This is a genomic window from Nocardia sp. NPDC051981 (assembly GCF_040680715.1).
GTDB lineage: Bacteria > Actinomycetota > Actinomycetes > Mycobacteriales > Mycobacteriaceae > Nocardia.
In genome coordinates, this window is record NZ_JBFAXK010000013.1 from 24003 (window position 1) to 49965 (window position 25963).

Here is a 25963-nt window from a genome sequence, read left to right on the forward strand (position 1 = left end):
ACCATGCGGCCAGAAGCGCTCATCAAATGCAATATTCGCGTCACCGAGGGCCAAGGCCGCATTCGCGATCTAGGGCTGGTGGCCGCCGCAGCGAACCGGGCCGATGCCGTTGTACTCGGCGAGCAGGCGTATCCAACGCCAGCGTTGAAGGCGGCGGCAGTGTTTCAGTCGGTAATCCGCGATCGGCCGTTCACCGAAGGGAACAAGCAGACAGCGTGGGTTGCGGTTCTTTTGACCCTGCGTTGCTACCAGCAGACCGCGACCGTCAGTGGCCGCGCGTTGGTGGACCTCATCGAGACAATCGTGAACGAGCCGACCGACGTCACATGGATCGCAGACCAACTTCAGGTACGTCCGCTCACAGGTGTCTAAGCTGATGCCCTGGCGGTTCCGACGCGACGACGGCCCCGCCCGGATCAGGACGGGGCCGTCGGACGTATTCGGTTGTGGTGCAGTGCTTTCTAGCCGCGGTCGAAGGCGCGGGCGCGCAGCGAGCGCTCGATGCCCGCCTTGCCCTCCACCACCAGGCGGCGCAGCGCCGGCGGGTGGTCATCGGCGAGGAACTTGTCGGCCACCGCGACGGCCTCCTCGGTGACGGCCCAGTGCGGGTACAGCCCCACCACGACCGTCTGGGCGACCTCACTGGAGCGCCGCTCCCACACCGACCCGATCTCGGCGAAGTAGCGCTCCACGTACGGGGCCAGCAGCGCGGCCTGGCCCGCCGGGGCGAAACCGGTGACGATGGCGCGCGCGGTGATGTTCGGCACCGTGTCGTCGCCCATGACGGTGTCCCACGCCGATTCCTTGACCGCCGCCTGCGGGCGGGCGGTGGCCGCGGCCGCGGCCTGGCGGCGGCCCGCGGCGGTGTCGTCGCGCGTGAGTTCCGCGTCGATGACCGGGGTTTCGATGCCGTCGGCGTCGATGGCCCCCGCGGCCGCGAGCGCCTGGGTGATGCGCCAGCGCAGGTCGGTGTCGACGGTCAGGCCCGGCAGGCCGACGCCCTCCGGGTCATCGGCGTGCAGCCGGCGCAGCACCTCGATGTGCTGCGGCGAGAGCAGCGCGCCGGTCAGCGCGTTGACGAACGCCAGCTGGTGGTCCGAGCCCGCACCGGCGGCGCGAGCCAGTTCCAGCAGGCGGTCGGCATAGGCGGGCCAGCCCTCGGCGCGCGCCCACTCGGGGTCGGCATAGGCGCCGAGCGCGGTGGCGGCCTGCATGAGCAGCCGCTGGACGACGCCGATCTCGGTTTCCGCGCCGACGCCGCGCTGTACCAGCGCCACGAAGTCGCGGGCCTTCATCTCGGCCTGCCGGGTCATCTCCCAGGCGGCCGACCAGGCCAGCGTACGGGGCAGTGGCTCGGCGATATCGGCGATGCGCGCCACCACCGTGTCGAGGGAATCGGCGTCCAGGCGGACCGAGCAGTAGGTGAGGTCGTCATCGTTGACCAGCACCAGCTTGCCGCGGCTCACGCCGACCAGCTCGGGCACCTCGGTGCGCTCGGCCGGATCGATGTCGAGCTCGACGCGCTTGGTGCGCACCAGCTTTCCGTCCTGGTCGTCGTAGACGCCGATGGCGAGGCGGTGCACGCGGCGCTCACCGGCGCCGGGCTCCGCGCCCTGCTGGACGACCGCGAAGGAGGCGAAGTTGCCGTCCGTGTCCACCGTGAAGTCCGGGCGCAGGATGTTCAGGCCGGTGGTCTTGAGCCACTGCGCGCCCCAGTCGGACAGATCGCGGCCGGACGCCTTCTCCAGCGCGCCGACCAGGTCGTCGAAGGTGGCGTTGCCGTAGGCGTGTTCGGTGAAGTAGTCGCGCAGACCGGCCAGGAACGGCTCCTCACCGACGTAGGCCACCAGCTGCTTGAGCACGGAAGCGCCCTTGGCGTAGGTGATGCCGTCGAAGTTCACCTCGACCGCGGCCAGGTCCGGGATGTCGGCGGCGATCGGGTGGGTCGAGGGCAGCTGGTCCTGCCGGTACGCCCACGACTTCTCGACATTGGCGAAAGTGGTCCAGGCATTGGTGTATTCGGTCGCGCCGACCTGGCACAGCACCGAGGCGAAGGTGGCGAACGACTCGTTCAGCCACAGGTCGTCCCACCACTTCATGGTGACCAGGTCGCCGAACCACATGTGCGCCATCTCGTGCAGCACGGTCTCGCAGCGGCGCTCGTAGGAGGCGCGAGTCACCTTGGAGCGGAAGACGTAGTCCTCGAGGAAGGTGACCGCGCCCGCGTTCTCCATGGCGCCCGCGTTGAATTCGGGCACGAACAGCTGGTCGTACTTGCCGAAGGCATAGGGCACACCGAAATTGGTGTGGTAGAAGCCGAAGCCCTGCTTGGTTTCGGTGAAAAGCCGTTCGGCGTCCATGAATTCGGCCAGCGAGGCGCGGCAGTAGATGCCGAGCGGGATCTCGCCGTGCGAATCGCTGTAGGAGTCGGTCCACTTCGCGTACGGACCGGCGATGAGTGCGACCAGGTAGGTGCTCATGCGCGGGGTGGTGGCGAAGGTGTGGCGGACCACGGTGCCGATGGTGTGGGTGTCGGCGACCGCGCCGTTGGAGATGACCTCCCAGTCCTCGGGCGCGGTGACGATCACGTCGTAGGTGGCCTTGAGGTCGGGCTGGTCGAAGCAGGCGAACATGCGCTTGCAGTCGGCGGTTTCGAACTGCGAGTACAGGTAGACCTTGTTGTCGGTGGGGTCGACGAAGCGGTGCAGGCCCTCACCGGTGTTCGAGTACTCGCCGTCGGCCTCGACGACGAGCTCGTTGTTCGCGGCCAGGTTCGGCAGGGTGAGGCCCTGCTCCTCGTCGTAGCCGCTCACATCCAGGGCCACGCCGTTGAGCACGGCCGAGCGCACACCCGCGCCCACGAAGTCGATGAAGGTCTGCGCACCCGGGGTCGCGGTGAAGGTCACGGTGGACTTCGAGTGGAAGGTCTCACGGCGCGGCTCTTCGGCACCGGTGGGCTGTCCGGTCAGGTCCAGTTCGACCCGATAGTTCTCCACCTGGACCGTCGCGGCGCGTTCGATCGCCTGCTCGCGGGTGAGATTCGGTGCGGACAAGGGGGCTCCTTAGCTCTCGGAGAACTTCTGCCGTGCAGGTGCACCCGGCTCGCTGAGCGGCGTTGCCCAGGGCTCGGTGCGGGATGCGATGCGCCCGCCGAGGCATCGAGCGGACCGAACAATTCTCCACTCGTGACCCGGCGCGGACACGACGTTCCCCACAATGCCACGTCCCGCCGACCCGTGGCGTGGGTGCGCGCGGGCCGGTCGTTCCCGGCCCGCGCGGGCCGGTTGCTCCAGGTCGACTGCGATCGGGCGCTCGACCGGGCGTCGAGCCGGACGGTGCCCGTCGGTAAGCTCTGCGGCGGCAGCAATCGCCCAGCATGAGGAGGACCGTTGAAGCACATCCACGCCGGTAAGGTGCGCGACCTGTACGAGAACGGCGATTCGCTGATCCTGGTCGCATCCGACCGGGTGTCGGTGTACGACGTGGTGCTGCCAACCCCGATTCCGGACAAGGGCGCGCTGCTCACCCAGCTGTCCAACTGGTGGTTCGGGTTCTTCTCCGACGTGCCCAACCACATTCTGTCCACCACGGACGTGCCCGCCGAGTTCGCGGGCCGCGGGGTGCGGGTCAAGCCGCTGAAGATGCTGAAGGTGGAGTGCATCGCGCGCGGCTACCTGACCGGCGGCGGCCTGGCCGAATACCAGCGCTCCGGCACCGTGTCCGGCATCGCGCTGCCGCCCGGCCTGCGTGACGGCGACAAGCTGCCCGAACCCATCTTCACCCCCACCACCAAGGCCGACGCCGGGCACGACGAGCCCATCAGCTTCGCGGACGTGGTGAACCAGGAGGGCAGGGAGGTCGCCGAGCAGCTGCGCGACCTGACCCTCGAGATCTATGCCCGGGGCGCCGAGCATGCCGCCGCGCGCGGGGTCATCATCGCCGACACGAAGATCGAACTCGGCTGGGACGGCGACGTTCTCACCGTCGGCGACGAGGTGCTGACCTCGGACTCCTCCCGCTTCTGGCCTGCCGACGACTACGAGCCCGGCCGCCCGCAGAAGTCGTTCGACAAGCAGTTCGTGCGCGACTGGTCCACCTCCACCGGGTGGAACAAGGAGTACCCCGGCCCGGAGATTCCGGCCGAGGTGATCGAGGTGACCCGCCAGAAGTACGTCGCGGCCTACGAGCTCATCACCGGCAATACCTGGAGCGGCGTTCAGGGCTAGGTCGGAACCGCTTCGGCGGCAAGGAAGTTCGTGACGAAGGCGTCGGCCCGGCGCTCCAGCTCGGAGTACTGGGCCACGCGTTCCGCGCCTACGGTGGCCGCGTCGATGAGGAGCTGCCCGTCGGCGTCGAGGCGCTGGCGGCGCTCCTCCGCATCGGGGAGCAGGCCGACGGCGGAGTACGAGAATCCGCAGTAGTAGGCGATTCCCATATTGAGCTGGCCCTCCAGCGCCTGCTGCATGAAGTCGACGGTCGGATCGCCGGCGGCGACTCCGCCCAGGCCGAGCCACAGCATGCGCTTGCCCGCCAGGCGAGGCTTGCTGCGGCCGTAGGCGAATCCGTAGTTCCACACCCGATCGATCCAGCCCTTGAGCAGCGCGGGGACACTTGCCCAGTAGACCGGGAACACGGCGATCACGACGTCGGCGGCCAGGATGCGGTCCATGTGCTCGTGGACCTCGGGGGAGTAGGTCTTCTCGCGGTTACCCCAGTCGGGCTGGTCGGCCTCGGTCATGCGCGGGTCGAAGCCCTCGGCCCGCAGATCCACCAGATCGACTCGGTATCCGGCGGACTCCAGCCGGGCGACGGTCCGGCGGGCGATATGCGCGGTGAGGGAATCGGATCGGTGGTGAGCGATCACCACGAGGGCGGTCTGCTGACGGGTATCGTTGTGCGACAAGGGATTTCCTCCTGGATCGGCTTCGATGTTGCGTTTCCGGTGTTCCCAGTACACCCGTCTCGGCGTGGACGATCCATAGACGAAGCGCTCCGCTGGATAGGAATTCGTCTACCCTCGATCGGGTGGATCCCATGAGCAAGCTGCTGAGCGGTATTCGCGCCGAGGGTTCGGTCGTGACGCACGCCGTGATGCCCGCACCGTGGAGCATCCGCTTCGCTGATCACGCTCCGCTGACCATGATCACGGTCCTGCGCGGCGGCGGCACCCTGCGCACGCCCGACGGCGGCAGCAGGCCGCTCACGGTCGGCGATACCGCATTGGTGCGGGGACCGCAGACCTTCCACCTGGTGTCGGAGGGATTCCAGGCTCCGAAGGACGCCGCTGGACTGGAGACTCCGGAGGATTGCCGGGACGGGAAGCCCACCGAATACGAGATCTCCTGCTTCACCGGCGATTCCGCGTGCACCGCCGAGGAGCTGTCCGGAATCCATTGGGGCAGTGAGGCGAATGCCACCGCCCTGATGGTCGGTGCCTACCGCACCTCGGCCCGCCGGCACGAACGCCTGCTGCGTTCGCTCCCGCCTGTCCTGGTCGTCACCGACGACTTCGACACGTGCGGCTGGATCGAATCCGCCGCGGCCTCCGCCGTCGATCAGAGCGCCGGTTCGCAGGCCATGGTGGACCGCCTCCTCGACTGGAGCCTGGTCTGCACCCTCCGCGCCTGGTTCGACCAGGCCGGGCCCGCCGCCCCGGGCTGGTTCCGCGGCCTGTCCGACCCGATCGTGGGACCGGCCCTGACCGCCATCCACACCACCCCCGGCGCACCCTGGACCGTCGCCGGCCTCGCCGCCGAATCCCGGGTCTCCCGTTCACTTTTCGCCAAGCGCTTCACGGCTGTCGTGGGCCGGCCGCCGCTGGCCTACCTGACCGAATCCCGCATGCACGAGGCCGAGGAACTCCTCACCGCCACCGATCTCACCATCGCGCAGATCGCCAAATCCCTCGGCTACGCCGACCCGTTCGGCTTCTCCGCCGCCTTCAAACGCCACCGCGGCCAGAGCCCCACCGCCTTCCGTGCCACCGCCGCCTGATCTGCCGCCCGTCGGTCACTGGCGGCGGAGACGGGCGGCGCGGATGGTGAGGTAGTCGCGTTCGGGGAGGCTGGTGGTGTGGCGGGCGGCGGCGGTGTAGGCGGCGATGGCTTCGTCCGAGTCGCCGGCCATTTCGTGGAGGTGGCCGCGGACGGCCTCGAGGCGGTGGTTGCCCGCGAGCGAGTCGGCGAGGGTGTCGGTGAGGTCCAGGCCCGCCTGGGGGCCGTGGACCATGGCGGTGGCGACCGCGCGGTTGAGGGTCACCATCGGGTTGGGGGACTGGCGTTCGAGGGCGTTGTACAGCAGCAGGATTCGGGGCCAGTCGGTGTCCCCGGGGCGCAGCGCCTGGGCGTGCAGGGCGGCGATGGCGGCCTGGATCTGGTACGGGCCGATGAGGCCGCTGCGCACCGACGCGGTCGCCAGCCGCACGCCCTCGATGATCATTTCGCGATCCCAGAGGCTGCGATCCTGTTCGGCGAGCGGGATCAGCTCGCCGCGGCTTCCGGTGCGCGCCGCCCGCCTGGCATCGGTCAGCAGCAGCAATGCGAGCAACCCGGTGACCTCCGGATCATCCGGCAGGACGCGGGACAGGGCCCGCGCCAACCGAATCGCCTCGCTCGACAGATCGCCCCGACGCAGTCGCTCGCCACCGCTGGTGTGCCCCTCGGTGTAGATCAGATAGAGCACCCGCAGCACACTGCCGAGCCGTTCATTCCATTCTTCCCGTTGCCCGTTCGACCCCGCGGGCATCGCGAAGGGCCGCTCCTCGGCCGCCAGGCGCTTCTTGGCCCGCGTAATCCGCTGCGCCATGGTCCTTTCCGGTAGCAGGAAGGCCCGCGCGATCTCCTCGGTGGTGAGCCCGCCCACGGCCCGCAGCGTCAGTGCGATCGCACTCGCGGGCGACAGGGCCGGATGGCAGCACAGGAAGAACAGCGTCAGCGTGTCGTCGCGATCCTCGGCGATGACGGCGTCGGCCGGATCGGGGGCGGCGGCACCGAGTCGTTCGGGATCGCGGATGGCGTTGGCGGCCTCGCGGTTTCGGCGGGCCGACTCGGCGCGGATGGTGTCGATGAGACGCCGCGCGCCGACCTGGATGAGCCAGCCGCGCGGGTTGTCGGGCAGGCCGTCGGCGGGCCACTGGGTGGCGGCGGCGAGCATGGCCTCCTGGAGGGCGTCCTCGGCGGCGTCGAAGTCGCCGTAGCGGCGGACGAGGGTGCCGAGGACCTGCGGCGCGAGGTCGCGCAGCAGGTCCTCGATCGCGGTGTCCGGCATCAGAGATCGGCGGCGGGGGCGCTCATGATCGGGCGGATCTCGATGTACTCGCCGATCGGCTTGCCGCCGGGGCCGGGCGCGGCCGATGCCTTGGCCGCGATCTCGAGCGCGCGGTCCGGGCTGTCGACATCGACGATCCAGAACCCGGCCAGGAACTCCTTGGTCTCGGGGAAGGGGCCGTCGGTGACCACCGGCGCGGAACGGCCGTCGGACGTGACGGTGCGCGCCTGGCCCGGGTCGGCGAGGCCCTGGGCATCGACGAGTTCGCCGGACTTGGCCAGCTCCTCGCCGAGGGCGCGCTGGAAGTCGATGTGGGCCTGGATCTCCTCGGGCGCCCACTCGTTGATCGGGGTGTCGCAGTAGGCGGCGGCGGAGTAGGTCTTGATCAGGATGTACTTCACGGTCGGCTCCTTTCGTCGGTGCACCCTTGCGGGCGCTCTCGTCCAGAGGTCGGAGCCCAGTACGCCGGGACGACGTACTCCGTACTCCGCATTATGTGAGGGTCGTCACAGCTCCTCGGGGTTCACGGCCTCGCCGCTCGCGATCAGCTTCTTGATCTTGTCCTGCACGTCCCAGACGTTCACGTTCATCCCGGCCAGCACCCGGTTTCCCGAGTCCAGCCAGTACGCCACGAACTCGCGCTTACCGAGGTCGCCGCGCACCACCACGCGCGCCTGCTGCCCCCGCGCCACGTACCCGGTGTACTCCATCCCGAGGTCGTACTGGTCGGTGAAGAAGTAGGGCAGCCGGTCGTACACGGCGGGCTTGCCCAGCATGGTCAGGGCCGCCACCGCGGGCTGGTTGAGCGCATTCGCCCAGTGCTCCACCCGGATTCGCTGCCCCAGCACCGGATGCTGCTGATCGGCGATGTCACCGACCGCGACGATATCCGGGTCGCTGGTGGCCAGGCTCTCGTCGACCAGGACGCCGCCGCCGACCGCCAGCCCGGCATCGGCGGCCAGCTCGATATTGGGCCGCGCACCCACCGCGACCAGCACCGCGTCCGCCTCGATGTGGGTGCCGTCGTCGAGCCGCACGCCAGTGGCCCGGCCGTCGGCGGTGGTGATCTCGCCGACCTTCACCCCGAGCCGCAGATCCACCCCGTGCGCGCGGTGCAGATCGGCGAACACGGCGCCCATCTCGGCCCCGAGCGCGGCCTGCAGCGGCACCGATTCCGCCTCCAGCACAGTCACTTCCACGCCGGCGGCGCGTGCGGCGGCGGTCACCTCGAGCCCGATCCACCCCCCGCCGATGACGGCGAGCCGCCGCGCGGAGCCGAACATCGCGAGCAGGGCGTCGGACTCCTCGATGGTGCGCAGCACGTGCACCCCCTCGGCGTCCGCGCCGGGCAGCCGCAGCAGTCGCGGCCGCGAACCGGTGGCCAGCGCCAGCTTGTCGTAGGGCAGTGTCGAACCGTCCGGCAGCGCAATGGTTTTGGTGCCGCGATCCAGGGCGGTGACGGTGGTGCCGGGCATCATCTCGATATGGTGGTCGCGATACCACTGCGCCGGATCCACGGTGAAGTCGCTGAGCGCCTGCTTGCCCAGCAGATGCTCCTTGGACAGCGGCGGCCGCTCGTACGGCAGATGCTCCTCCGCGCTGATGAGCGTGACCGAACCATCGAAATCATTGGCCCGCAAGGCTTCCGCGAGCTTCGCGGCGGCCAGTCCACCGCCCGCGATGACGAACCTGGATGTGGTCATGCCGAAACCTCCCTGCTAGTACGGTCGGGACCGCCGTCGATGAGGCCGATAGTCCGACCCTAGCCCGGGTGGAGTCGGGCGGAGCGGAAATATCGGCAACAATCGGGGTTGTTGCGCATTGAGTACGGCCTTGCCCTCGGCCGTCGATCGACTGCGAAAGGATTTCCCTGTGAGCGACACCAAGAAGGACCGGGTCGACTTCTGGTTCGATCCGCTGTGCCCGTGGTGCTGGATCACCTCCCGCTGGATCCTCGAGGTCGAGCAGGTACGCGATATCGAGACGCACTTCCACGTGATGAGCCTGTCCGTGCTGAACGAAGGCCGCGAGGGCCTGCCCCCGCAGTACGAGGAGCTGCTCGCGACCGGCTGGGGCCCGGTGCGGGTCGCCATCGCGGCGGCCCAGGCGCACGGCGACAAGGTGCTGGCCCCGCTCTACACCGCCATGGGCACCCGCCTGCACAACCGCCGCGCCGAGTACGAGCGCGAGGACGGCTCCCGCGCGGACCTGCTCGCCCAGATCATCGCCGAGTCGCTGGCCGAGGTGGGCCTGCCCGCCGATCTGGCCGAGGCAGCCCAGGGCAACGACTTCGACGAGGCCCTGCGCGCCTCGCACCACGCCGGCATGGACAAGGTCGGCCCGGATGTCGGCACGCCGACCATCCACATCAATGACGTCGCCTTCTTCGGGCCGGTGCTCTCGCGCATCCCGCGCGGGGAGGAGGCGGGCAAGCTGTGGGACGGCGCGGTCGCGCTGGCCTCATACCCGCACTTCTTCGAGCTCAAGCGGACCCGCACCGAGGATCCCGTCTTCGACTGAGCTTCCCCGCCTCCCCGGGTCTTCAGCGCACGGCCGAAAGCCGTTCACCGGCGGGCACGCGTGCCTGCCGGTGAGCAGCAGCCCGATTCCGGCGGTACCCGGGGAGGTACCCTCGTCTCACGAAATAAGTTGTGCCGTCACATATTTGGAGACGCCCGATCTCGCTGTCGGGAGACGTCATTGCGGCCGGTACTCGTGATATGTGGTGGTCTCGCCGTATCCGGGCGGCGTACCGCCGTATCCGCCCGGGTACGCCGGCTGGTACCCGCCATAGGGCGGGGCCGCAACCGGACGCTGCGGCACGTCGGGCCGCCAGAACAGCTTGCCGTGGCGGCTGCGGTCGCGCAGCGCCCACATGCGCCAGGTCAATACCGGATGACTGGACATGGCGTTCACGATCCAGACGAAGAAGCCCTTCTCCTGGGCCGCCCGATCGGCCATCTCGTCGAAACCGACCAGATTGTTCAGGTACTTGCCGCCCGCCAGGGTTTGCATGGCCGGGGGCGCGCCCTGCGGCCGGTTGCAGAAGCCGTGATTGTCGGCGGTGTACTCCTGGGAGCGGATCAGCGAGTTGCCCAGGATCGGCAGGAACGGCGCCATGAACATGCCCAGCTGCCGCCAGTACGAGACGTGCCCGGCCGCGATGTGGCCGACCTCGTGGCCGATGATGAAGGCCAGCGCCTCGGGATTGCGTGCCGCGCCGCCGATTTCGAACAGATCGCTGTACACCACCACGTAGCGGCGGAAGCCGTGCCCGGAGGCGAACGCATTGATCTGGCCGTTGCCCAGCACCACGTAGGCGTCGGGCACCTTCGGCATGCCGAACCGGGCCGCGGCCTCCTGCACCATGCGATAGCCCTCGGGGAACTGGGTCGGCGACATCTTCACGCCGTTCACCCGCTGGGTCGCGTAGTTCAGACCGCGGCCCAGGTAGACCAGCAGCGGCGCGAACACCAGGGCCAGCACCAGCTGACCGGCATGGCCGGACACCAGCAGCAGTAGCGCGAGCAGATACGCCAGCACGGTGGCCAGGATCACGATCACCAGCAGCGGGATCTCCCAGCTGTGCCGGGCCGGCATCCCGAACGGGGACAGGCCCCGGGTCTGCTGCACCACCGGCGGCTGGGGCGGCGAATACGGTTGCTGCGGAGCCCATCCCGGCGGGCCCAGCCGCGGTTCCCATCCGGTCATGCCGGTTACGGGATTCCAGGCTGGAGCGCTTCCGGATCCCGGTAGGCCGCCAGCGGATTGCCCCCCGTAGGCGTTCGGCGTTTGTGAACTGTCGTCGGACGTCATGCCTGGATAGTACGTTTCACCGGCGTCGACGTGCGGTCGTCGCTGCGGGGCCGCTCACGCGACGGGCTGCCGGGGCGAGAGCCCCGTGCGGACCCGGGGCGGGCGTGCTGACAGAATCGCAGCCATGCGCGTATACCTGGGTGCCGACCATGCCGGCTTCGAACTGAAGAACCACGTCAAGGCTCACCTCGAGGGCCAGGGCCACGATGTCGTCGATTGCGGCGCGCTGGAATACGACGCCCTCGACGACTACCCGGCCTTCTGCATCGAGGCCGCGCGCCGCGTGGTCGCCGAGCCGGGTTCGCTGGGCTTCGTCTTCGGCGGCTCCGGCAATGGCGAGCAGATCGCCGCCAACAAGGTGCCCGGTGCCCGCTGCGCCCTGGGCTGGAGCGTGGAGACCGCGCAGCTCGCCCGCCAGCACAACAACGCCCAGCTGCTCGGCATCGGCGGCCGCATGCACAGCACCGAGGAAGCCCTCGCCATCGTCGACGCCTTCATGACCACCCCGTGGTCCAACGAGGAGCGCCACCAGCGCCGCATCGACATCCTCGCCGAGTACGAGAAGACCGGCGTGCCCCCGGCCCTCCCGAACTGACCTGTGCCCGAAGGCCATACGCTGCACCGCCTGGCGAAGCTGCACCACAAGCGCTTCGCCGGCGGTCAGGTCCGAGTCTCCAGCCCGCAGGGGCGATTCGCCGAGGGCGCGGCGCTGATCGACGGCCGGGTGCTGACCCGCGCCGAGGCATGGGGCAAACACCTTCTCCACCACTATGATTCGGGCGTCACCCTGCACATCCACCTGGGGCTGTACGGCAAGTTCACCGAATCCGCTGTGCCCATGGACGATCCGGTCGGCGAGGTCCGCATGCGCCTGATCGGCGGCGGCCGCACCGGCGACCTGCACGGAACCGACCTGCGCGGCCCCACCGCGTGCGAGATCCTGCTCGACCCCGAGGTCGAAGCGCTCACCTCCCGCCTGGGCCCCGACCCGCTGCGCCGCGACGCCGAACCCGACCGCGCCTGGGACCGCATCCGCCGCTCGCAGCGGCCGATCGGCGCGCTGCTCATGGATCAGAAGATCCTGGCCGGAGTCGGCAATGTCTACCGCGCCGAAGTCCTCTTCCGCCACGGCATCTCGCCCGACCGCCCCGGCACCCAGCTCGCTTATGAAGAGTGGCAGGCGATCTGGTCGGACCTGGTCGACCTGATGAAGGTCGGCGTCCGCCGCGGCAAGATCGTGGTGGTCCGCCCCGAAGACGACCACGGCGCACCGGCATACGCCAAGGACAAGCCGCGAACCTACGTGTACCGGCGGGCGGGAGACCCGTGCCGTCTGTGCCGCACCACCGTCCTGCACTCGGTGCTGGACGCCCGAAACCTGTTCTGGTGCCCCACCTGTCAACCCCGCTGAACCCGTCGCGGATAGGAGCGGCACGACCCCTTGGGCTGGATTCGAATCGGCGTGCCCGCACACGCACGCTCATGCCGAGATCCCTGCGGTGCGGGGTGGTCATGCGCCGATCGCTGGTGCGAGGATCTGTTCGCACCATTCGCGGAAGGATGTTGGACTCGTGGTTGCGGCGGTGCGGGGCACGGCGTCGTCGAGACCATTGTTCTTGGCGTGCATCATGTCGACGTAGGCGGTCGCGATCGGGTCGCCGATGCCGCGCGCGGTCAGCGTGGCGCGGAAGTCGTCGAGAGATCGCTGCTGGTAACGGATTCGGCGACCGAGTACCTCGGACATGGTGTGCGCCATCTCGTTCGGTGTCAGGTCGTGCGGGCCCAGCACCGGGACCTCGCCGGTTCCCGTCCAGGAGCGGTCGAGCAGCAGGTGGGCGGCCGCCGCGGCGATATCGCGGGTGGCGACCATCCGCGTCGGGCGGTCGGCGGCCTCGGCGCCGGTGAACACGCCGTCGTCCCGGATCGAAACCGCCTGCCACAGTAGGTTGTCCATGAACGACGGGTTCGCCAGTGCGCGGTAGGCCACGCCCGTGCTCGCGATGAGATCGTCCAGCGCCAGCGATGCCGTCACGTGCCCGGCCCGACCCGCGAGCGGAGTGCCCCGCCCGAGCGACGAGACGCCGACGACGTGCCCGACCCCGTGGGTGGTGAACGCCTTCGCGGCGGCGTGCGTGAATCCGGTGAACACGTCGTCCAGGCTCGGCGCGTACAGGTCGGGCGGGACCAGCCAGAAGACCGCGTCCGCGCCGGCGAAGGCCCGGTCCACGACATCGGCGTCGCCGTGCGATCCGGCGACGATGTCGACGCGGGCGCGGATCGCCTCCGGGAGCTTCCCGGGATCGCGCGCGATGACGCGCAATTCTTCACTGCGAGTAGGTGTTTCGAGGAGGCGGTCGAGCAGCTGGCGGCCGATCTGGCCGGTGGGGGAGGTGATGACGATCATGCTTCGAGTCTGTCGACGGTTCGTCGCGGCGTCCAAGACCCTTTCCGCGCATTGATACCGTCAGGGTATGGATCTGGATCTGCGCAAGCTCCGCTACTTCGCCGCGGTGGCCGAGCATCGGCATTTCGGCCGGGCGGCGGAGAAGCTCTACATCGCCCAGCCCGTGTTGAGCCGTCAGATCAAGGCTTTCGAGCAGGAATTGGATTGCGCGCTGCTCGTGCGGACCACCCGCACCGTGGAGCTGACCGCTGCCGGACAGCAGCTCTACGAGGAGGCGCAGGGGATTCTCGCCGCCGTCGACGCGGCGGTGCGGCGCGTGCGCGACGCCGACCACGGCGTGCGACGCCTGGTGGTCGCCTTCTCGGCCGGACTGTATGTCTCGGAGGCGATCCGGGAATTCGCGACACGGCACCCGGAGGTCGAAACCGATGTCGTGCCCGCCCGCTGGTGGGAGCCGGACGCGCCGCTACGGGACGGCCGCGCCCAGATCGGTTACCTCCGGAGGCCTTTCAACGAATCCGGACTGCACACCATCCCCATCGGCCATGACCCCAGGGTCGCCTGCATGCCCGCCACCCATCCGCTGGCCGCGCGCCGGGAACTCACCCTGGCCGACCTCGACGGCGAGCGAATGCTCGATACCCCGAAACGCCGCACCGCCTCACTGGAAGAAAAGTTCGAGCTGATCGCCTCCGGCCACGGCATGGCCCTGGTCCCCCGCAGCGTCGCCCGTGCCTACGTCCGCCCCGACCTCGTCCACCGCCCCGTCACCGACGCGCCCAGCGCCGAAACCTGCCTGGCAGCCGCCTCGGACCACCACGACAAGCTTCTCCGCGAATTCCTCGACATCGCCACCGCAACCCTGCGGTCCTGAACCATGCCGGAATCCGCACGCTACGGACCGCTGGAAATCGCGCCCGCACAGGGCATCTGCAGCTCCGGGATGATAGCGCTGAAGATCTACGCGGTCCGATCGAGGATGGTGCGGGCCCGCAGCCTGAGCAGCTGCCCGACACCGGCGGCGAGCAGGGCAGCGGTGGCGATGATGTAGATGTCGCCCGGAATGTGCTGCCACCACGACCATGCGAGTTCCTGATGCCTGCCATTGGGGACGATGCCCGGGCCGATCAGGAAGAACAGTGTGAAGGCGCTGGTCACCGCGAATGGGGTGACACGTCGATTCGTGGTGGTCCAGGCGGCGGCCGTGATCAGGGCGGGCGCCACCCAGACCCAGTGATGGGTCCAGGACACCGGCGAGATCAGCAGCAGGACCGCGGCATTCACGAGCAACGCGATCACCGAGAGAATGGTCACCGGGCCCGCAGGACCGGCCGAGTCCGCGGTGCGGCGTTCGAGGCCGACCAGGTGGTGCATCAGGGCGGCGCCCGCGCAGACCGTCACCACGGCCAGGCCCAGCCAGGCCGCGGTGGCCGCGGGATTCGACAGGCCGAGGCGGAAGACCATGCCCTTGAGGGATTGGTTGCCGACATAGTCGGGGGAGCCGATGCGGTTGGTGTCGGCGATGGCGTGCAGCCAGTAGTCGCGCGATTCCCTTGGGAACACTACGAATCCGGCGCCGACCACGCCCGCCGCGGTGGCGGCCGCCGTGCCGGCGGCCTTCCAGTCGCGCCGGATGAGGAAGTACAGGACGAAGGCGGCGGGTGTCAGCTTGGTGACCGCGGCGACGCCGATCAGGACGCCCCGCGGCCAGCGGGGCTTCTCGGTCAGGCAGTCGAGGGCGACGGCCGCCATGAGAACGAGGTTGATCTGCCCGAACCACAGTGTGGTGCGGACGGGTTCGACAGCCAGCATGAGCACGACCGCGGCCACACTGAGTGTGAGTTTCGCGCGCGGGTCCAGGTCCGGGCGGACGCGGGAGAGCACCAGCCAGATCGTGACGCCCAGACACGCAAGCGAACTGGCGGTCACCATGAGCTCGGCCAGCCACAGCGGCATGATGGCGAGCGGGATCATCAGCACCGCCGCGGACGGCGGGTAGGTGAAGGGCAGGTCGGTGTGGCCCGCCACCGGCAGGGTCGGGCCGTACAGGGTGCCGTGCTCCAGCCAGCCCCGGGTGTCGACCCGGTACACCTGCAGGTCGAGGAAGCCGTGCATGGCGGAGAAGATCGCCGTGATCGCCACCGACACCAGGATTCCGATCACGATCGGAATGCGGGGCAGGCCCGGGCGGCCCTCCGAGTTCAGATTGCGCAGCAAGTTACGTTGCCCCGCCCGCGTAGTGATCATCAGGGAGACAGTAACCCTTTCGGCTGGTGCGCAGGATGTCCGGATTGCATTGGGAGACTGGTTAATCGATGGCAAATCCATCGATCGGGGTTCGGCCGCCCCAGTACGCCAACCGGCTGCCCGGACGCGCGAACCAGGTCGCGTAGAAGAGGAAGGATACGGCGGCCAGCGCACCCAGCACGATGCCCCCCGCGGGTGCCGGATACTCCGCCATGGTCGCCGCCAGGAATCGATAGGACAGCAATAAACCGGCGAGCACTGCCGCGCCGAGCGACACGATGCGGGCCCGGGACAGGTCCCAGCCGCGCTCCGGATCCCGCAGTGCCGACTCCACCGTCAGGCACAGCACCGCGCCCGCCACCAGATCGCTGCCGTAGTGGTAGCCGAAGCCGAGCGTCGCGAGCAGCGTGCACACCAGCCAGAAGGCGCCGGCCCAGCGCAGCCAGCGCGGCGCGGTGCGGGAGTGGATGAACAGGGCCGTGGCCCAGGCGGTGTGCATGGAGGGCATGCAGTTGCGGGCGGTCTCGGAGTCGAACAGCATCGGCTGCGGATCGTGGGTCAGCGCGGGCCAGACCTGCGGCCAGTCACCGATCTCCAGGCCGTGGCCGAGCGGGCCGTAGGCGAAGACCGGGCCGACGACGGGGAAGAGCACATAGCCGAGTGGGCCGATCACGCCCAGCACCAGGAAGGTTCGCACCAGGTGGTGCCGCGGCCACGCGCTCGTCGAGACATGGCGCAGCTGCCAGACCGCCACGACCACCGCCGCCACCGGCAGCTGGATGTAGACCACGTGCAGCACGTGCGAGGGCACCGGGCCCAACGCCTCGAGCGCGCGGCCGACCAGCCACGCCGGTTCGCCCAGCGCCCGGTCGGCCAGCTGGACGTACTGATCGAGCACGCGGGGTCCGGCGACGATGCTGACCATCAGCCAGGTGTCGGCGAGCTTGGAGGCCATGACCAGCAGCACGCCGAAGGCGATGGCCTGCAGGGCGGTTCGGCGACGCTCGCCCTCCCAGCGGAGCACGACCACGGTCAGGGCGGTCAGGGCCAGCGTTGGTCCGGTGCCGATCGATATGTGCCAGCCACAGGCCGCCTGCAGGGCCAAGGTCAGCAGGTCCAGCACCGCGGCGGCAACCAGGCTGACGACCCGGACCCGGGTGGGCACCCCGATGCACGCCAGCCCCAGTCCGGCCCATGACACGGCCGCCGACTGCGGGTTCGCGAAGTAGTCGTCGATCAGACTGCGGAGCGGGCCCATCACCCCGTGTGCCGACGCCCATACCTGCGCGACGGTCAGCAACACCACCGCCACGCCCAGCCCGGCGGCCGGGAGGAGCCGAGAACGAGTCCCGGTGCCGGACAGCACCGAGCTGGAAACGTTCATCTTGTGGTCGACCAGCACTGTAAATCGATAACACAGCGCAAACGGAGGCACAACATCCGGTTACCGGAATCCCATTTTCGGACGGGTCCGGCGTGCGCGATGCCATAGTGTCGCTCCCCGATTCGGGCCGGGTTATCGGCAGGGCTGCCCGTTCACCCGGGACGGGTCCGGAGGCGGCAGAATCGTGGATCGATAACCGGTGAACCGATTCCGGCGGGCATCGAGGTGGCGCTGACCACGCAGGGCGCGCGGGCCGTAACGCGCTGCGCCGCACGGCCATTGCCCCCGGTGAGCGGTGACATCCGTGGTGGTGCGAATCGAAAGATGGTCGGGGTGACAGGATTTGAACCTGCGACCCTCCGCTCCCAAAGCGGATGCGCTACCAAGCTGCGCTACACCCCGTTGCGCGTCGGACTCGACGCTCCCGCTGAACGGGAAAGAGCGGGTGACGGGAATCGAACCCGCACCATCAGCTTGGAAGGCTGAGGTTCTACCATTGAACTACACCCGCAGCGACCGCATCCATGGATGCTGTGTGCGTTGAGCACTGTACCGAACCTCACTCCTGGAATGCCAATCAGGTGCCATTGCCGCATGTCGCGGCCAGTAGGACGAGTCGTTCGGCGAGTCGCCGAGAACCCGCCGAAATTGGGTGTAACACCGGGGCCTCACCAGCGATGAGACATCCGATCGCCATTCGCGAGGCAGCGGGAACCTGTTCTGAATCAGGGGTTTTCGATGTCGGGTGGCTTGCTAGGATCCTTTTTGTCCGGACGGGGGTATCTGGAAAGGGGGCGGTGAGCATGCACCACTGGTGTGGCCGACCGCGAAGCAGTGAGTTCGATCCGAAGGGCGTGACCGGCGTGGCGGCCGGTCCTGGCATCTCGTGCGTCGGGTGAGCGCGCATGTCCATCCGCCTCGACACCCGAACCTCCGCCATTGTGGCGGCGACCATCCGTGAATGGGTGCGGGCAGTGCACCCCGGCGCGAGCAGCGCCGCGCTGGGCCAGGCGCCCGCGGTTCCCTCCGATGAACTCGAGCGCATCTTCGGCCGGATCATCGACGATCTGCTGGAATTGGCCGGGTCCGAACCGTTTCCGGTGCGGGCCGCCCGCCGCATCGGCCGCAGTCTGGCCGAATCGCCGTTCGATCGCACCCGCATGCTCGCCCCCGCCAGCCGCGCGCTGCTGGGGCTCTCGCCGGGCCAGCGCGGTTCGCTGATCGCCACCCGCTGGTCGTTCATCGCCAGCCAGGCCATCGACGCCTATGCCGAGGCGCTGCAGCAGCGCGCCCTGGCCCAGCAGGAACGCAGTCTCTCGGAGGCGGTGTCGGTGCGGGTGCAGGAGATCGCGGCACTGCAGACCCGGCTGCGGCACGAGGCTACGCACGACGCTCTCACCGATCTGGCCAATCGCTCACTGCTGCAGGAGCGGGTGCGGGTGATGTTCACCGATCCGGCGCGCGGGGTGGGGTTGCTGCTCATAGATCTGGACGACTTCAAGGTGATCAACGACACCTACGGCCACACGGTCGGCGACGAGGTGCTGGTCACCATCGCCCAGCGGCTGCGCTCGACCTGCCCGCCCGACACCGTGATCTCGCGCTACGGCGGCGACGAATTCGTGGTCGCGCTGCCGTCCCGCCGCAATTCCCTGGGCGAGCTGGCCATGCGGGTGCTCGCCGCGCTGTGCGAGCCGGTGCCCACGGCGACCGGTCCGGTCCCGGCGTCGGCGAGTGTGGGCACGGCGTTCTGTCCGCCCGGACGGGAGTGCGACTTCTCGGATCTGCTGCGCAGCGCCGACCGGGCCATGTATTCGGCGAAAACAGCGGGCAAACGTCAGTTCGCGGTGTCGGAGCTAGACGAAGAGGAGGTTGATCCAGGTCGCCGCAACTCGCGTTTCGCCGCGGTGGCTGGATAATTCGAGGTTTGGGGAAGCTCACAGCGAGTAGCAACAGTTCGGCGAATTCTGCCGCGTAGGCTGGTCGCGTGGCTACGGTCGTCGTTCTGCTCATTGTCATGGTGGTTGTCCTGCTTGCTGTGGTGGCGGTCAACCGTGCGCAGCAATCGCGTTCCAACACCCAGCTCGAGGATGCCAAGGCCGATGCGCGCCGGGTGATCGAGCGCCTCGGCGGGCAGGTCTACAACCTCGTCGGCACCGACGACGCGTCGAAGCAGGCCCTCGCCGATGCAGGGGAGCGGTTCAATGCCGCGGGCTCACAGATCGAGCAGGCCACCACGCCCGCGCAGGCCCGGCTCGCGAAAGAGACGGCGCTCGAAGGGCTTTACTACGTGCGGGCCGCGCGGACGGCCATGGGCATGGACCCCGGTCCGGCCGTTCCGGAGCTCGACGGCCAGCGCAGTGCCGGCCGGGTCACCGAGGACCGCGCGATCGAATACGACGGGCGGCGTATCGAGGCCTCGCCCACGCCGTCTGCCTCCACTCCGAACTATTACCCGGGCGGTCGCGTCGCCGGCCGTCCCGTTCCGGCCGGTTGGTACTCCGAGCCGTGGTGGAAGACCGCTCTGGTCGCCGGTGCCTGGGGCGTCGGCTCGGCGGTGCTGTTCAATGCCCTCTTCAGCGGCATGTCCGGGGTCGGGTACGACTCGGCCGCCTTCGAAAGCGGTTACGGCGACGGCTATCAGGCCGGGCTGGACGCCGCCGACGGCGGATATGCCGACGGCGGCTATGACCAGAACGCCTCGGACCCCGGCTACGACCAGAACGCCTCGGACCCCGGCTACGACCAGGGCGGCTATGACCAGGGTGGCTACGACCCCGGGGCCGACCTGGGCGGCCAGGACCTCGGCGACTACGGCAATTTCGGCGGCTTCGACGGATTCGACAGCGACTTCTGACGCCTCGGGGCCGGAATCAGTGCTGGGTCTCGGCCCGGGTCGCGTCCAGGAAGACGCGGATCGCGCTGGTCAGCTGTTCTGGCTGATCCTCGGGGGAGAAGGTGCGCGAATCGCGGATCCATTCGATGCGGGCGTCGGGGAATTCGGCGGCCAGGCGTTCGGCGTAGCGGTCCGGGAAGAAGCGGTCGCCCGCCGACCAGGCCAGTAGCACCGGCTTCTTGAAATCGGCGAAAGTCTTTGCGGCCGCGAGGGTGTACTGGCTGTCCAGGCCGCGGATGGCACGGCGGACGTCCTCGCGGATGGCCTTGGTGCCGACCGGCAGGGCGTACGAGTCGCTGACCGCGCGGTCGATCGGGCCGCGGGCCAGCCAGCCGTAGGCGATGGGCAGGCGGCGAATGGCGCGAATGCGCAGACTCAGGGCCAGCGAGGCGAGCGCCCCCGGAGTGCGCGCAGCCAGGCCGACGTAGTCGAAGAACGGCGGCGGGAAGTTCTCGTAGGCGTCGCAGGAGGTCAGCACCAGGCGGGCGACGAGGTCCGGGCGGGCGGCCACGACCAGCTGGCTCACCGCGCCGCCGGAGTCGTTGCCTACCAGGGTGACCGGGCCGAGGTCGAGTTTCTCGATGGCCTGGATGACCAGCTGGGCCAGGCCGGGGGCGCTCAGGTCGGCGCCGGGCATGGCGGTGGTGTGCGAACCGAAGGGCAGATCGATTGCCACGCAGCGGAATTCGCCGGCGAGCGCTGGAACGACCCGGCGCCACAGGTTGGCATTGACCAGCAGTCCGTGCACGAAGACAACGGGATCGCCGCTGCCGCTGTCGAAGACGGTCAGCGTGCCCTGCGGCAGGGTGAGCTCGCGTCGGGCGCCGAGGGCGGGGGCGCGCCAAGCGGCGCGGGATTCGGGGGAGATGGTGTGCGTCATCTGGATGACTCCTCTAGGAGCAGTGACGGTGAAGGCGATTTCAAATTAACAAACAGGCTGCCTGTTTTCAATGATTTCGCGTTACGATCCAGGCACCGAGCCAGAAAGGTGTCGATGATCAGGCAAGCCGAACGGTCCGAGTCGACCCGCGCGAATCTGATGGCCGCCGCGCGTGAACTCTTCGCCGAGCGCGGCTACGCGGCGGTCAGCACCCCCGAGATCGTGGAGCGCGCCGGCAGCTCCCGCGGCGCGCTGTATCACCAGTTCAAGGACAAGAAGGACCTGTTCCGAGCCGTCTACGAGCAGGTGCAGCAGGAGATCCTCCAGCAGGTCGCCGAGACCATGGCCGAGGCCCCGCCGACCGACACCATGGCCGTTCTCGAAGCCGGGCTGCACAACTTCCTGCTCTCCTGCGTCGACCCCGAACGCGTCCGCATCACCCTCATCGACGCGCCGTCGGTGCTCGGCTGGCAGGAGTGGCGCGCGGTCGACGAGAAGTACGGCCTGGGCCTGGTCGTCGCGGGCCTCGAATCCGGTATCCAGGCCGGCATCCTGCGGGCCGACCTCGACGTCCGCCCCCTGGCCCTGATGATCCTCTCCGCCCTCGGTGAGGCCGCCATGTTCATCGCCAATTCCGACGATCCCGAAACCGCCCGCGCGCAAACCGAACCCGCGGTGCTGGCCTTGATCAACGGTCTACGGGTCTAGACACCGAATCGCGCGACACGCCCCGGAATCCGACCTGGCGGGCCCAGAATCGATGGGATGACGGACCTGGCGCTCACCCCGAAACGCCGAGCCGAACTGGTCGCCCTGCTCGGCGACGAGCCGCACCTGCGCACCGAATTCCCCAGGGTCGCAGACTATCTCGACAGCGCCTCCCGCCTGCCCGGCTCTCGCCGACTTCACGACCGCCGGCGGCACCCACCTCATCTGCCTGGGCGAACCCCGAGGCGGCACGACATCGCCTTCTTCGACACCCTCGCCTCCACCTGGCACCTGGATTCCGAAGACCCCCACTACGTCTCATGGTGGAACCTCACCGACACCGCCCAATCCTGGACCCGCCGCTGACCCACCACTCCGGGATCGGAACCTCATGATCTTCCGCAGGTCGATCCGCCGGCTGCAGGGGAGACAGACCCGACAGCCCCTGCATGGCAGCATTGGAGGGTAGTAGGGCTGGAATTGGGCCGCGCTGTTTCGAATCTTCGCCGTTGTAGGGCGGGGCGACGATGTGCACGTCGAACCGCTGTGGGACCTGGATCCGACCGAAGGAGGGGCAGGAAGATGAGGACCATGCAGGCTGTTGTCGCCGATACGGTGGGCGAGCCGTCCGAGGTTCTGCGCTTGCAGACCCGCCCCGTTCCGGAGCCTGGTCGCGGCGAGGTCCGGATCCGGGTGGCGGCTGCACCCGTTCATGCCAGCGACCTGCATACCGTCCGCGGCAGATACGGATTCGCGCCGGAGTTCCCCACCGTGCCCGGAATCGAATCCGTTGGTGTGATCGACGAACTCGGTAGCGGCACAGACGGTCTGACCGTCGGGCAACGTGTCATGACGGTCGGAGTGAGGGGAACGTGGCAGGAGTATGTCGTTGCCGATGCCGAGCGGGTCTTGCCCGTTCCCGTCGGCATGAGTGATTCCACGGCTGCCCAGATTCTCAGCAATCCGCTCACCGCCGTGATCCTGACCGGTGATGAACTCGATGTTCGACCGGGTGAATGGCTCCTGCAGACGGCGGCCGGTTCAACCGTGGGCCAGTCGGTCATCCAGCTCGGCGTGCAAGTCGGCTTCAAGACCCTCAATGTGGTCCGCCGTCGATCCGCGGTCGAGGACATCCTCGCGTTGGGCGGCACCGCGGTGATCTGCACCGAGGACGAGGACCTGCGCGAACGGGTGGCCGACATAGCGGGCTACGACGGCGTGTCCAAGGCGATCGACTGTGTCAGCGGTCAGGTGGGTGCGGACGTGTCGCGTGCGCTGGCACCGCACGGGGAGCTCGTCGTCTTCGGTGCGCTGTCCACGCACCGCCAAACCGATCCCGACAAACTCACCATCCCCGTCTTCGCGCGCTCGCTGATCTACGAAACCAAGACCGTCCGGGGGTTCTGGCTGTTCCGCTGGTTCACCGAGACCCCGAAGGATCGGATGGCCGCAACGATCGACCGGACACTTCAGCTCGCCGGCAGCGGCGCGTTGCGGGTGCCGGAGGGCCGGCCGATTCTCGTCGAAAAGTTCAGCGAAGCTGTCCATCTGGCCGAAGCTCCCGCACACGGGGGCAAACCGCTGCTGGTGTTCGAACCGTAGTTCACCTTCCTGGCGTCTGCGTGTTCTTTCCACCCGCGCCGCCGCCGCGAGCTTCGATGGCCTTGATGGACTTCTCGAACGGCTTTCCCAGGACGCGGGCGCCGAAGAGTCCGAGCACCATCGCGAGCAGCCGTCCCCTGAGGTTCTTGCCGTCGCGGACCACGACGGCGTCCACGTCGGTCATGCCCGAGGGGAGCTGCGTGAGGGTGTAGGTGTGGCCCGAGGCGCCACCCCACAGGTTGGAGTCGGTGGTCGTCATCACCACGTGATGGGGGTCGCTCCAGTCGTAGTGCAGGCGTTCCCAGATGCCGGTCGAGCCCTCCGTGACATCAGCGTCATGGGGGCCTTCGTGATGCACCTCGAGGTAGCTGTCCGCGCTGTTGCCGAAGAGTTCGTGCCGGCCCGGCCCGAAGTCGGTGAGGCCGGCCAGGAACTGCTCAGGCGTCGCGGTGGTCGTCTTGTGGAGATGGATCGTGGTCATGGCGCACGCCTTCCTTGACACTCGAATGATCCGCTCCGGTTCTGAAGACCGGGGTCGGTGACCCACATCCAGAACACCACTCGTTCGAGCGTCACGGAAGAGGTCTGCTCGACCTGATCTTGCGAGTCCACCATCACCCGGTGATGACGCCCGTTCCCCAGCGTGGCTGCAGGGCGATCGCGGGAAGCGTGGATAAGCCTGTGCCCCAGTCGCTCTCATAGCGACTGCGGCTCTGCGTCTTCAGTCCGAAAGGTCTGTTTTCATGGTTCTTCTCGGCGACACCCGGCCCGAGAGACGAATGTCCTCAGGTTGCCGGTGGGTAGCCTGTGCCAATGTCCGATGAGCTGTGGGGTGTCGTACCGGACGAGCTGCGTGAACTGACGGCCTCGCGAGAACGGCTACACGATCTGGTCGAGGCGGTGTACACGGTGGTCTCGGACCTGGATGTGGATCTGGTGCTGCGGCAGCTGGTGACCGCGGCGGTCCGGCTGGTCGGTGCCCAGTACGGCGCACTGGGTTTGCTCGAACCCGAGAACGGGAGCGGTGAACGGCAGCTGGCGCAATTCGTCCCGGTCGGTATGGACGAGGAGACGATTCGCCGGATCGGGTACTGGCCGCACGGCCGGGGCGTGCTCGGCACGGTGCTGTCCGGGGAGCATCCGGTCCGGCTGGCCGACCTCACCAAGAGTCCCGCCTTCGAGGGCTGGCCCGACGGGCATCCGCCCATGCGCAGCTTCCTCGGCGTGCCGCTGCGCTATCGCGGCACGGTCCTGGGCGACCTGTACCTGACGAACAAGCGCGGGGGCGCGTTCAGCGACGAGGACGAACGGATCATCGAGGCGCTGGCCGTCATCGCGGCCGTGAAGATCGTCAATGTGCGCATGTACGACCAGGTCCAGCGCGACACCGTACGCCGCCGGCAGGACTCGGCCGTGATCGCCGTCCTCGAGGAGCGCGATCGCATCGCCCGCGACCTGCACGACTCCGTGATCCAGCGCATCCACGCCTCGGGCCAGGCCCTGCAGGGCGCGCTCCGGATGAACCCGGCGCCCGAGGTCGGGGAGCGGCTCGCCCGCGTGATGGCCGACCTGGACGACACCATCCAGGACATCCGCGCCACCCTCTTCGCGCTGCCTCCGACCGCCGGTGGAAAGGGTGGATTGCGCAGCGAGATCACCGAATTGGTGTCCACCGCCGCCCGCCACCTCGGCTGCACACCGAGCCTGCGGCAGGACGGTCCCCTCGACACCCGCGTGCCGCCGGAGACCGGGCGGCAGGCGCTGGCCGTACTGCGTGAGTCACTGTCGAATGTGGCGCGCCACGCCGAGGCCACCCGCATCGACGTGGACGTCACCGCGGCCCGGGGCGAGCTGCGAATCTCGGTGGCGGACAACGGTATCGGCGTGGGCGACGCGCCCCGCCGGGGCGGGCTGCGCAAGATCGCCGAACGTGCCACCGATCTGGCAGGCGCGCTCGAACTCGGGCCGGGTCTGGACGGATACGGCACCAGGCTGGTCTGGCGGGTGCCGATTCCCCAGGTCTGAGCCGGTGGCCGCCAGGCCGGGGGCGGCGGGCTCGGCGTTCGCCGGGCCGGTTGCCACCGAAAGCGCGGTGGCCTGGGTCACGAGTGCGCCGATCACCGGGGTGGCGGTCGCGGCGATTCGGCAAACTCGTTGCCATGAGCCTCAGATTCAGCGCCGGAGTCCTGTTGTTCCGCCGCACCACCGGCCTCGAAGTGCTGATCGGGCACATGGGCGGACCGTTGTGGGCGAAGAAGGACGCCGCCGCCTGGTCCATCCCCAAGGGCGAGTACGAGCCCACCGAGGAGCAGCCCCGCGACGCCGCCCGGCGCGAATTCGGCGAAGAACTCGGCCTGCCCGTGCCCGATGGCGAATGGATTCCGCTCGGCGACGTCCAGTACGGCAGCGGAAGCAGCAAGAAGCAGGTCACGGTGTGGGCCGTCGAGGGCGACCTGGATCCGGAACAGGTGGTGCCGGGCACGTTCGAAATGGAGTGGCCGCCACGATCCGGGCGAATCGCCGAATTCCCCGAAATCGACCGGGTCGCCTGGTTCGACCTGGACACCGCCCACGAGAAACTCGGCAAGGGTCAGCGCCCCTACCTCGACCGCCTGCGCGAGCACCGCGCCGGCGCGTAGCCCGGTATACCGCGTTCGCGGTATACCGAAAGTCCACGTCCGGACGACGACGGCCACCCGGTCCCGGCGGCAGGGTGGTTGTTACCGCGACCAGCGGATCGCCACCGTTCGGAAAGGACGT

Annotated in this window: 25 protein-coding genes and 2 tRNA genes; 14 read left to right on the plus strand and 13 right to left on the minus strand. The window is 68.7% G+C overall.

The annotated features are described in order from the left end of the window. Positions 1-3: 3 nt before the first annotated feature. On the plus strand, positions 4-372 hold the full coding sequence (locus AB0L60_RS22545) for a Fic family protein (protein ID WP_364617082.1): 369 nt from the start codon (positions 4-6) through the stop codon (positions 370-372). Between the two features lie 89 nt (positions 373-461). Here the strand turns inward: AB0L60_RS22545 and pepN are convergent, their stop codons facing one another. Then, positions 462-3053 (minus strand): aminopeptidase N, encoded by a 2592-nt coding sequence (pepN, locus tag AB0L60_RS22550; protein ID WP_364617084.1) that lies wholly within the window; start codon positions 3051-3053, stop codon positions 462-464. Between the two features lie 336 nt (positions 3054-3389). Here pepN and AB0L60_RS22555 point away from each other — a divergent pair, with 336 nt between their 5' ends. Then, positions 3390-4226 (plus strand): phosphoribosylaminoimidazolesuccinocarboxamide synthase, encoded by an 837-nt coding sequence (locus AB0L60_RS22555; RefSeq protein ID WP_364617086.1) that lies wholly within the window; start codon positions 3390-3392, stop codon positions 4224-4226. Here AB0L60_RS22555 and AB0L60_RS22560 read toward each other — a convergent pair. Then, entirely contained in the window at positions 4223-4903 is a 681-nt protein-coding gene (locus AB0L60_RS22560; RefSeq protein WP_364617088.1) for an NAD(P)H oxidoreductase, read from the minus strand. The genes AB0L60_RS22555 and AB0L60_RS22560 overlap by 4 nt on opposite strands. Positions 4904-5034: 131 nt before the next feature. Here AB0L60_RS22560 and AB0L60_RS22565 point away from each other — a divergent pair, with 131 nt between their 5' ends. Continuing rightward, entirely contained in the window at positions 5035-5994 is a 960-nt protein-coding gene (locus AB0L60_RS22565) for an AraC family transcriptional regulator (protein ID WP_364617090.1), read from the plus strand. 15 nt (positions 5995-6009) lie between these two features. On the opposite strand, the gene AB0L60_RS22570 is transcribed toward AB0L60_RS22565, so the two are convergent. The 3 genes from AB0L60_RS22570 to AB0L60_RS22580 all read right to left on the minus strand — a co-directional run bounded on the left by AB0L60_RS22570 (position 6010) and on the right by AB0L60_RS22580 (position 8969). Continuing rightward, positions 6010-7266: a sigma-70 family RNA polymerase sigma factor gene (locus AB0L60_RS22570; RefSeq protein ID WP_364617092.1), complete on the minus strand. Its 1257-nt coding sequence runs from the start codon at positions 7264-7266 to the stop codon at positions 6010-6012. Next, positions 7266-7667, minus strand: coding sequence for a YciI family protein (locus AB0L60_RS22575; protein ID WP_354834706.1), 402 nt, complete (start codon positions 7665-7667; stop codon positions 7266-7268). Before AB0L60_RS22575 ends, AB0L60_RS22570 begins: the two co-directional genes overlap by 1 nt. 105 nt (positions 7668-7772) lie before the next feature. Beyond that, positions 7773-8969 carry an FAD/NAD(P)-binding oxidoreductase gene (locus tag AB0L60_RS22580; RefSeq protein WP_364617095.1) on the minus strand — a complete coding sequence of 399 codons (1197 nt, stop codon included), beginning with the start codon at positions 8967-8969 and terminating at the stop codon, positions 7773-7775. Positions 8970-9138: 169 nt separating this feature from the next. Between AB0L60_RS22580 and AB0L60_RS22585 the strand changes: the two genes are divergently transcribed. After that, positions 9139-9786 (plus strand): DsbA family protein, encoded by a 648-nt coding sequence (locus AB0L60_RS22585; RefSeq protein ID WP_364617097.1) that lies wholly within the window; start codon positions 9139-9141, stop codon positions 9784-9786. Between the two features lie 177 nt (positions 9787-9963). Here AB0L60_RS22585 and AB0L60_RS22590 read toward each other — a convergent pair whose 3' ends face one another. Beyond that, complete coding sequence (locus AB0L60_RS22590) at positions 9964-10866, minus strand: M48 family metallopeptidase (protein ID WP_364617410.1); 903 nt, start codon at positions 10864-10866, stop codon at positions 9964-9966. Between the two features lie 340 nt (positions 10867-11206). Here AB0L60_RS22590 and AB0L60_RS22595 point away from each other — a divergent pair, with 340 nt between their 5' ends. Further along, entirely contained in the window at positions 11207-11677 is a 471-nt protein-coding gene (locus AB0L60_RS22595) for a ribose-5-phosphate isomerase (protein ID WP_040860227.1), read from the plus strand. Between the two features lie 3 nt (positions 11678-11680). Continuing rightward, positions 11681-12493: a DNA-formamidopyrimidine glycosylase family protein gene (locus AB0L60_RS22600; RefSeq protein WP_364617100.1), complete on the plus strand. Its 813-nt coding sequence runs from the start codon at positions 11681-11683 to the stop codon at positions 12491-12493. Positions 12494-12592: 99 nt separating this feature from the next. On the opposite strand, the gene AB0L60_RS22605 is transcribed toward AB0L60_RS22600, so the two are convergent. Then, positions 12593-13486, minus strand: a complete 894-nt coding sequence (locus AB0L60_RS22605; protein WP_364617102.1) for an NAD(P)H-binding protein — start codon at positions 13484-13486, stop codon at positions 12593-12595. Positions 13487-13553: 67 nt separating this feature from the next. Between AB0L60_RS22605 and AB0L60_RS22610 the strand changes: the two genes are divergently transcribed. Then, positions 13554-14360, plus strand: a complete 807-nt coding sequence (locus AB0L60_RS22610) for a LysR substrate-binding domain-containing protein (protein WP_364617104.1) — start codon at positions 13554-13556, stop codon at positions 14358-14360. 86 nt (positions 14361-14446) lie between these two features. Here AB0L60_RS22610 and AB0L60_RS22615 read toward each other — a convergent pair whose 3' ends face one another. The 4 genes from AB0L60_RS22615 to AB0L60_RS22630 form a co-directional block, all read right to left on the minus strand. Next, positions 14447-15733, minus strand: a complete 1287-nt coding sequence (locus AB0L60_RS22615) for a glycosyltransferase family 87 protein (protein WP_364617106.1) — start codon at positions 15731-15733, stop codon at positions 14447-14449. A gap of 61 nt (positions 15734-15794) precedes the next feature. Next, entirely contained in the window at positions 15795-17117 is a 1323-nt protein-coding gene (locus AB0L60_RS22620; protein ID WP_364617412.1) for a phosphatase PAP2 family protein, read from the minus strand. A gap of 325 nt (positions 17118-17442) precedes the next feature. Next, positions 17443-17519 (minus strand) — tRNA-Pro (locus AB0L60_RS22625). Positions 17520-17557: 38 nt separating this feature from the next. Then, positions 17558-17628: transfer RNA gene (locus tag AB0L60_RS22630), tRNA-Gly, on the minus strand. A 394-nt stretch (positions 17629-18022) separates the two neighbouring features. Here AB0L60_RS22630 and AB0L60_RS22635 point away from each other — a divergent pair. Both AB0L60_RS22635 and AB0L60_RS22640 read left to right on the plus strand, forming a co-directional pair. Further along, positions 18023-19036: a GGDEF domain-containing protein gene (locus tag AB0L60_RS22635; RefSeq protein WP_364617108.1), complete on the plus strand. Its 1014-nt coding sequence runs from the start codon at positions 18023-18025 to the stop codon at positions 19034-19036. Between the two features lie 68 nt (positions 19037-19104). Beyond that, positions 19105-19974 carry a DUF1542 domain-containing protein gene (locus AB0L60_RS22640; RefSeq protein WP_364617110.1) on the plus strand — a complete coding sequence of 290 codons (870 nt, stop codon included), beginning with the start codon at positions 19105-19107 and terminating at the stop codon, positions 19972-19974. Between the two features lie 16 nt (positions 19975-19990). Here AB0L60_RS22640 and AB0L60_RS22645 read toward each other — a convergent pair whose 3' ends face one another. Beyond that, positions 19991-20893, minus strand: coding sequence for an alpha/beta hydrolase (locus tag AB0L60_RS22645; protein ID WP_364617112.1), 903 nt, complete (start codon positions 20891-20893; stop codon positions 19991-19993). A 114-nt stretch (positions 20894-21007) separates the two neighbouring features. Between AB0L60_RS22645 and AB0L60_RS22650 the strand changes: the two genes are divergently transcribed. From AB0L60_RS22650 to AB0L60_RS22660, 3 genes are all read left to right on the plus strand, one after another. Beyond that, complete coding sequence (locus AB0L60_RS22650) at positions 21008-21601, plus strand: TetR/AcrR family transcriptional regulator (RefSeq protein WP_364617114.1); 594 nt, start codon at positions 21008-21010, stop codon at positions 21599-21601. Between the two features lie 57 nt (positions 21602-21658). Beyond that, complete coding sequence (locus AB0L60_RS22655; RefSeq protein WP_364617116.1) at positions 21659-21967, plus strand: hypothetical protein; 309 nt, start codon at positions 21659-21661, stop codon at positions 21965-21967. 216 nt (positions 21968-22183) lie between these two features. After that, on the plus strand, positions 22184-23203 hold the full coding sequence (locus tag AB0L60_RS22660) for a zinc-dependent alcohol dehydrogenase family protein (RefSeq protein ID WP_364617118.1): 1020 nt from the start codon (positions 22184-22186) through the stop codon (positions 23201-23203). A 1-nt stretch (position 23204) separates the two neighbouring features. On the opposite strand, the gene AB0L60_RS22665 is transcribed toward AB0L60_RS22660, so the two are convergent. Further along, positions 23205-23684, minus strand: coding sequence for a hypothetical protein (locus AB0L60_RS22665; RefSeq protein WP_364617120.1), 480 nt, complete (start codon positions 23682-23684; stop codon positions 23205-23207). A gap of 332 nt (positions 23685-24016) precedes the next feature. Between AB0L60_RS22665 and AB0L60_RS22670 the strand changes: the two genes are divergently transcribed. Together AB0L60_RS22670 and AB0L60_RS22675 are read left to right on the plus strand one after the other, a co-directional pair. Beyond that, on the plus strand, positions 24017-25228 hold the full coding sequence (locus AB0L60_RS22670; RefSeq protein ID WP_364617122.1) for a GAF domain-containing sensor histidine kinase: 1212 nt from the start codon (positions 24017-24019) through the stop codon (positions 25226-25228). A gap of 134 nt (positions 25229-25362) precedes the next feature. Next, positions 25363-25842 carry an NUDIX domain-containing protein gene (locus tag AB0L60_RS22675; RefSeq protein WP_364617124.1) on the plus strand — a complete coding sequence of 160 codons (480 nt, stop codon included), beginning with the start codon at positions 25363-25365 and terminating at the stop codon, positions 25840-25842. Positions 25843-25963: the final 121 nt, after the last annotated feature.

Excerpts from the sequence above, each read along its gene's own strand:
- AB0L60_RS22645 (WP_364617112.1), bottom strand. The coding sequence starts at position 20,893 with ATGACGCACACCATCTCCCCCGAATCCCGCGCCGCTTGGCGCGCCCCC.
- AB0L60_RS22655 (WP_364617116.1), top strand. The coding sequence starts at position 21,659 with ATGACGGACCTGGCGCTCACCCCGAAACGCCGAGCCGAACTGGTCGCC.
- AB0L60_RS22590 (WP_364617410.1), bottom strand. The coding sequence starts at position 10,866 with ATGCCGGCCCGGCACAGCTGGGAGATCCCGCTGCTGGTGATCGTGATC.
- AB0L60_RS22615 (WP_364617106.1), bottom strand. The coding sequence starts at position 15,733 with ATGATCACTACGCGGGCGGGGCAACGTAACTTGCTGCGCAATCTGAAC.
- AB0L60_RS22670 (WP_364617122.1), top strand. The coding sequence starts at position 24,017 with ATGTCCGATGAGCTGTGGGGTGTCGTACCGGACGAGCTGCGTGAACTG.
- AB0L60_RS22635 (WP_364617108.1), top strand. The coding sequence starts at position 18,023 with ATGTCCATCCGCCTCGACACCCGAACCTCCGCCATTGTGGCGGCGACC.
- AB0L60_RS22580 (WP_364617095.1), bottom strand. The coding sequence starts at position 8,969 with ATGACCACATCCAGGTTCGTCATCGCGGGCGGTGGACTGGCCGCCGCG.
- AB0L60_RS22675 (WP_364617124.1), top strand. The coding sequence starts at position 25,363 with ATGAGCCTCAGATTCAGCGCCGGAGTCCTGTTGTTCCGCCGCACCACC.
- AB0L60_RS22570 (WP_364617092.1), bottom strand. The coding sequence starts at position 7,266 with ATGCCGGACACCGCGATCGAGGACCTGCTGCGCGACCTCGCGCCGCAG.
- AB0L60_RS22545 (WP_364617082.1), top strand. The coding sequence starts at position 4 with ATGCGGCCAGAAGCGCTCATCAAATGCAATATTCGCGTCACCGAGGGC.
- AB0L60_RS22665 (WP_364617120.1), bottom strand. The coding sequence starts at position 23,684 with ATGACCACGATCCATCTCCACAAGACGACCACCGCGACGCCTGAGCAG.
- AB0L60_RS22610 (WP_364617104.1), top strand. The coding sequence starts at position 13,554 with ATGGATCTGGATCTGCGCAAGCTCCGCTACTTCGCCGCGGTGGCCGAG.
- AB0L60_RS22660 (WP_364617118.1), top strand. The coding sequence starts at position 22,184 with ATGAGGACCATGCAGGCTGTTGTCGCCGATACGGTGGGCGAGCCGTCC.
- AB0L60_RS22565 (WP_364617090.1), top strand. The coding sequence starts at position 5,035 with ATGAGCAAGCTGCTGAGCGGTATTCGCGCCGAGGGTTCGGTCGTGACG.
- AB0L60_RS22605 (WP_364617102.1), bottom strand. The coding sequence starts at position 13,486 with ATGATCGTCATCACCTCCCCCACCGGCCAGATCGGCCGCCAGCTGCTC.
- AB0L60_RS22620 (WP_364617412.1), bottom strand. The coding sequence starts at position 17,117 with ATGAACGTTTCCAGCTCGGTGCTGTCCGGCACCGGGACTCGTTCTCGG.
- AB0L60_RS22650 (WP_364617114.1), top strand. The coding sequence starts at position 21,008 with ATGATCAGGCAAGCCGAACGGTCCGAGTCGACCCGCGCGAATCTGATG.
- AB0L60_RS22595 (WP_040860227.1), top strand. The coding sequence starts at position 11,207 with ATGCGCGTATACCTGGGTGCCGACCATGCCGGCTTCGAACTGAAGAAC.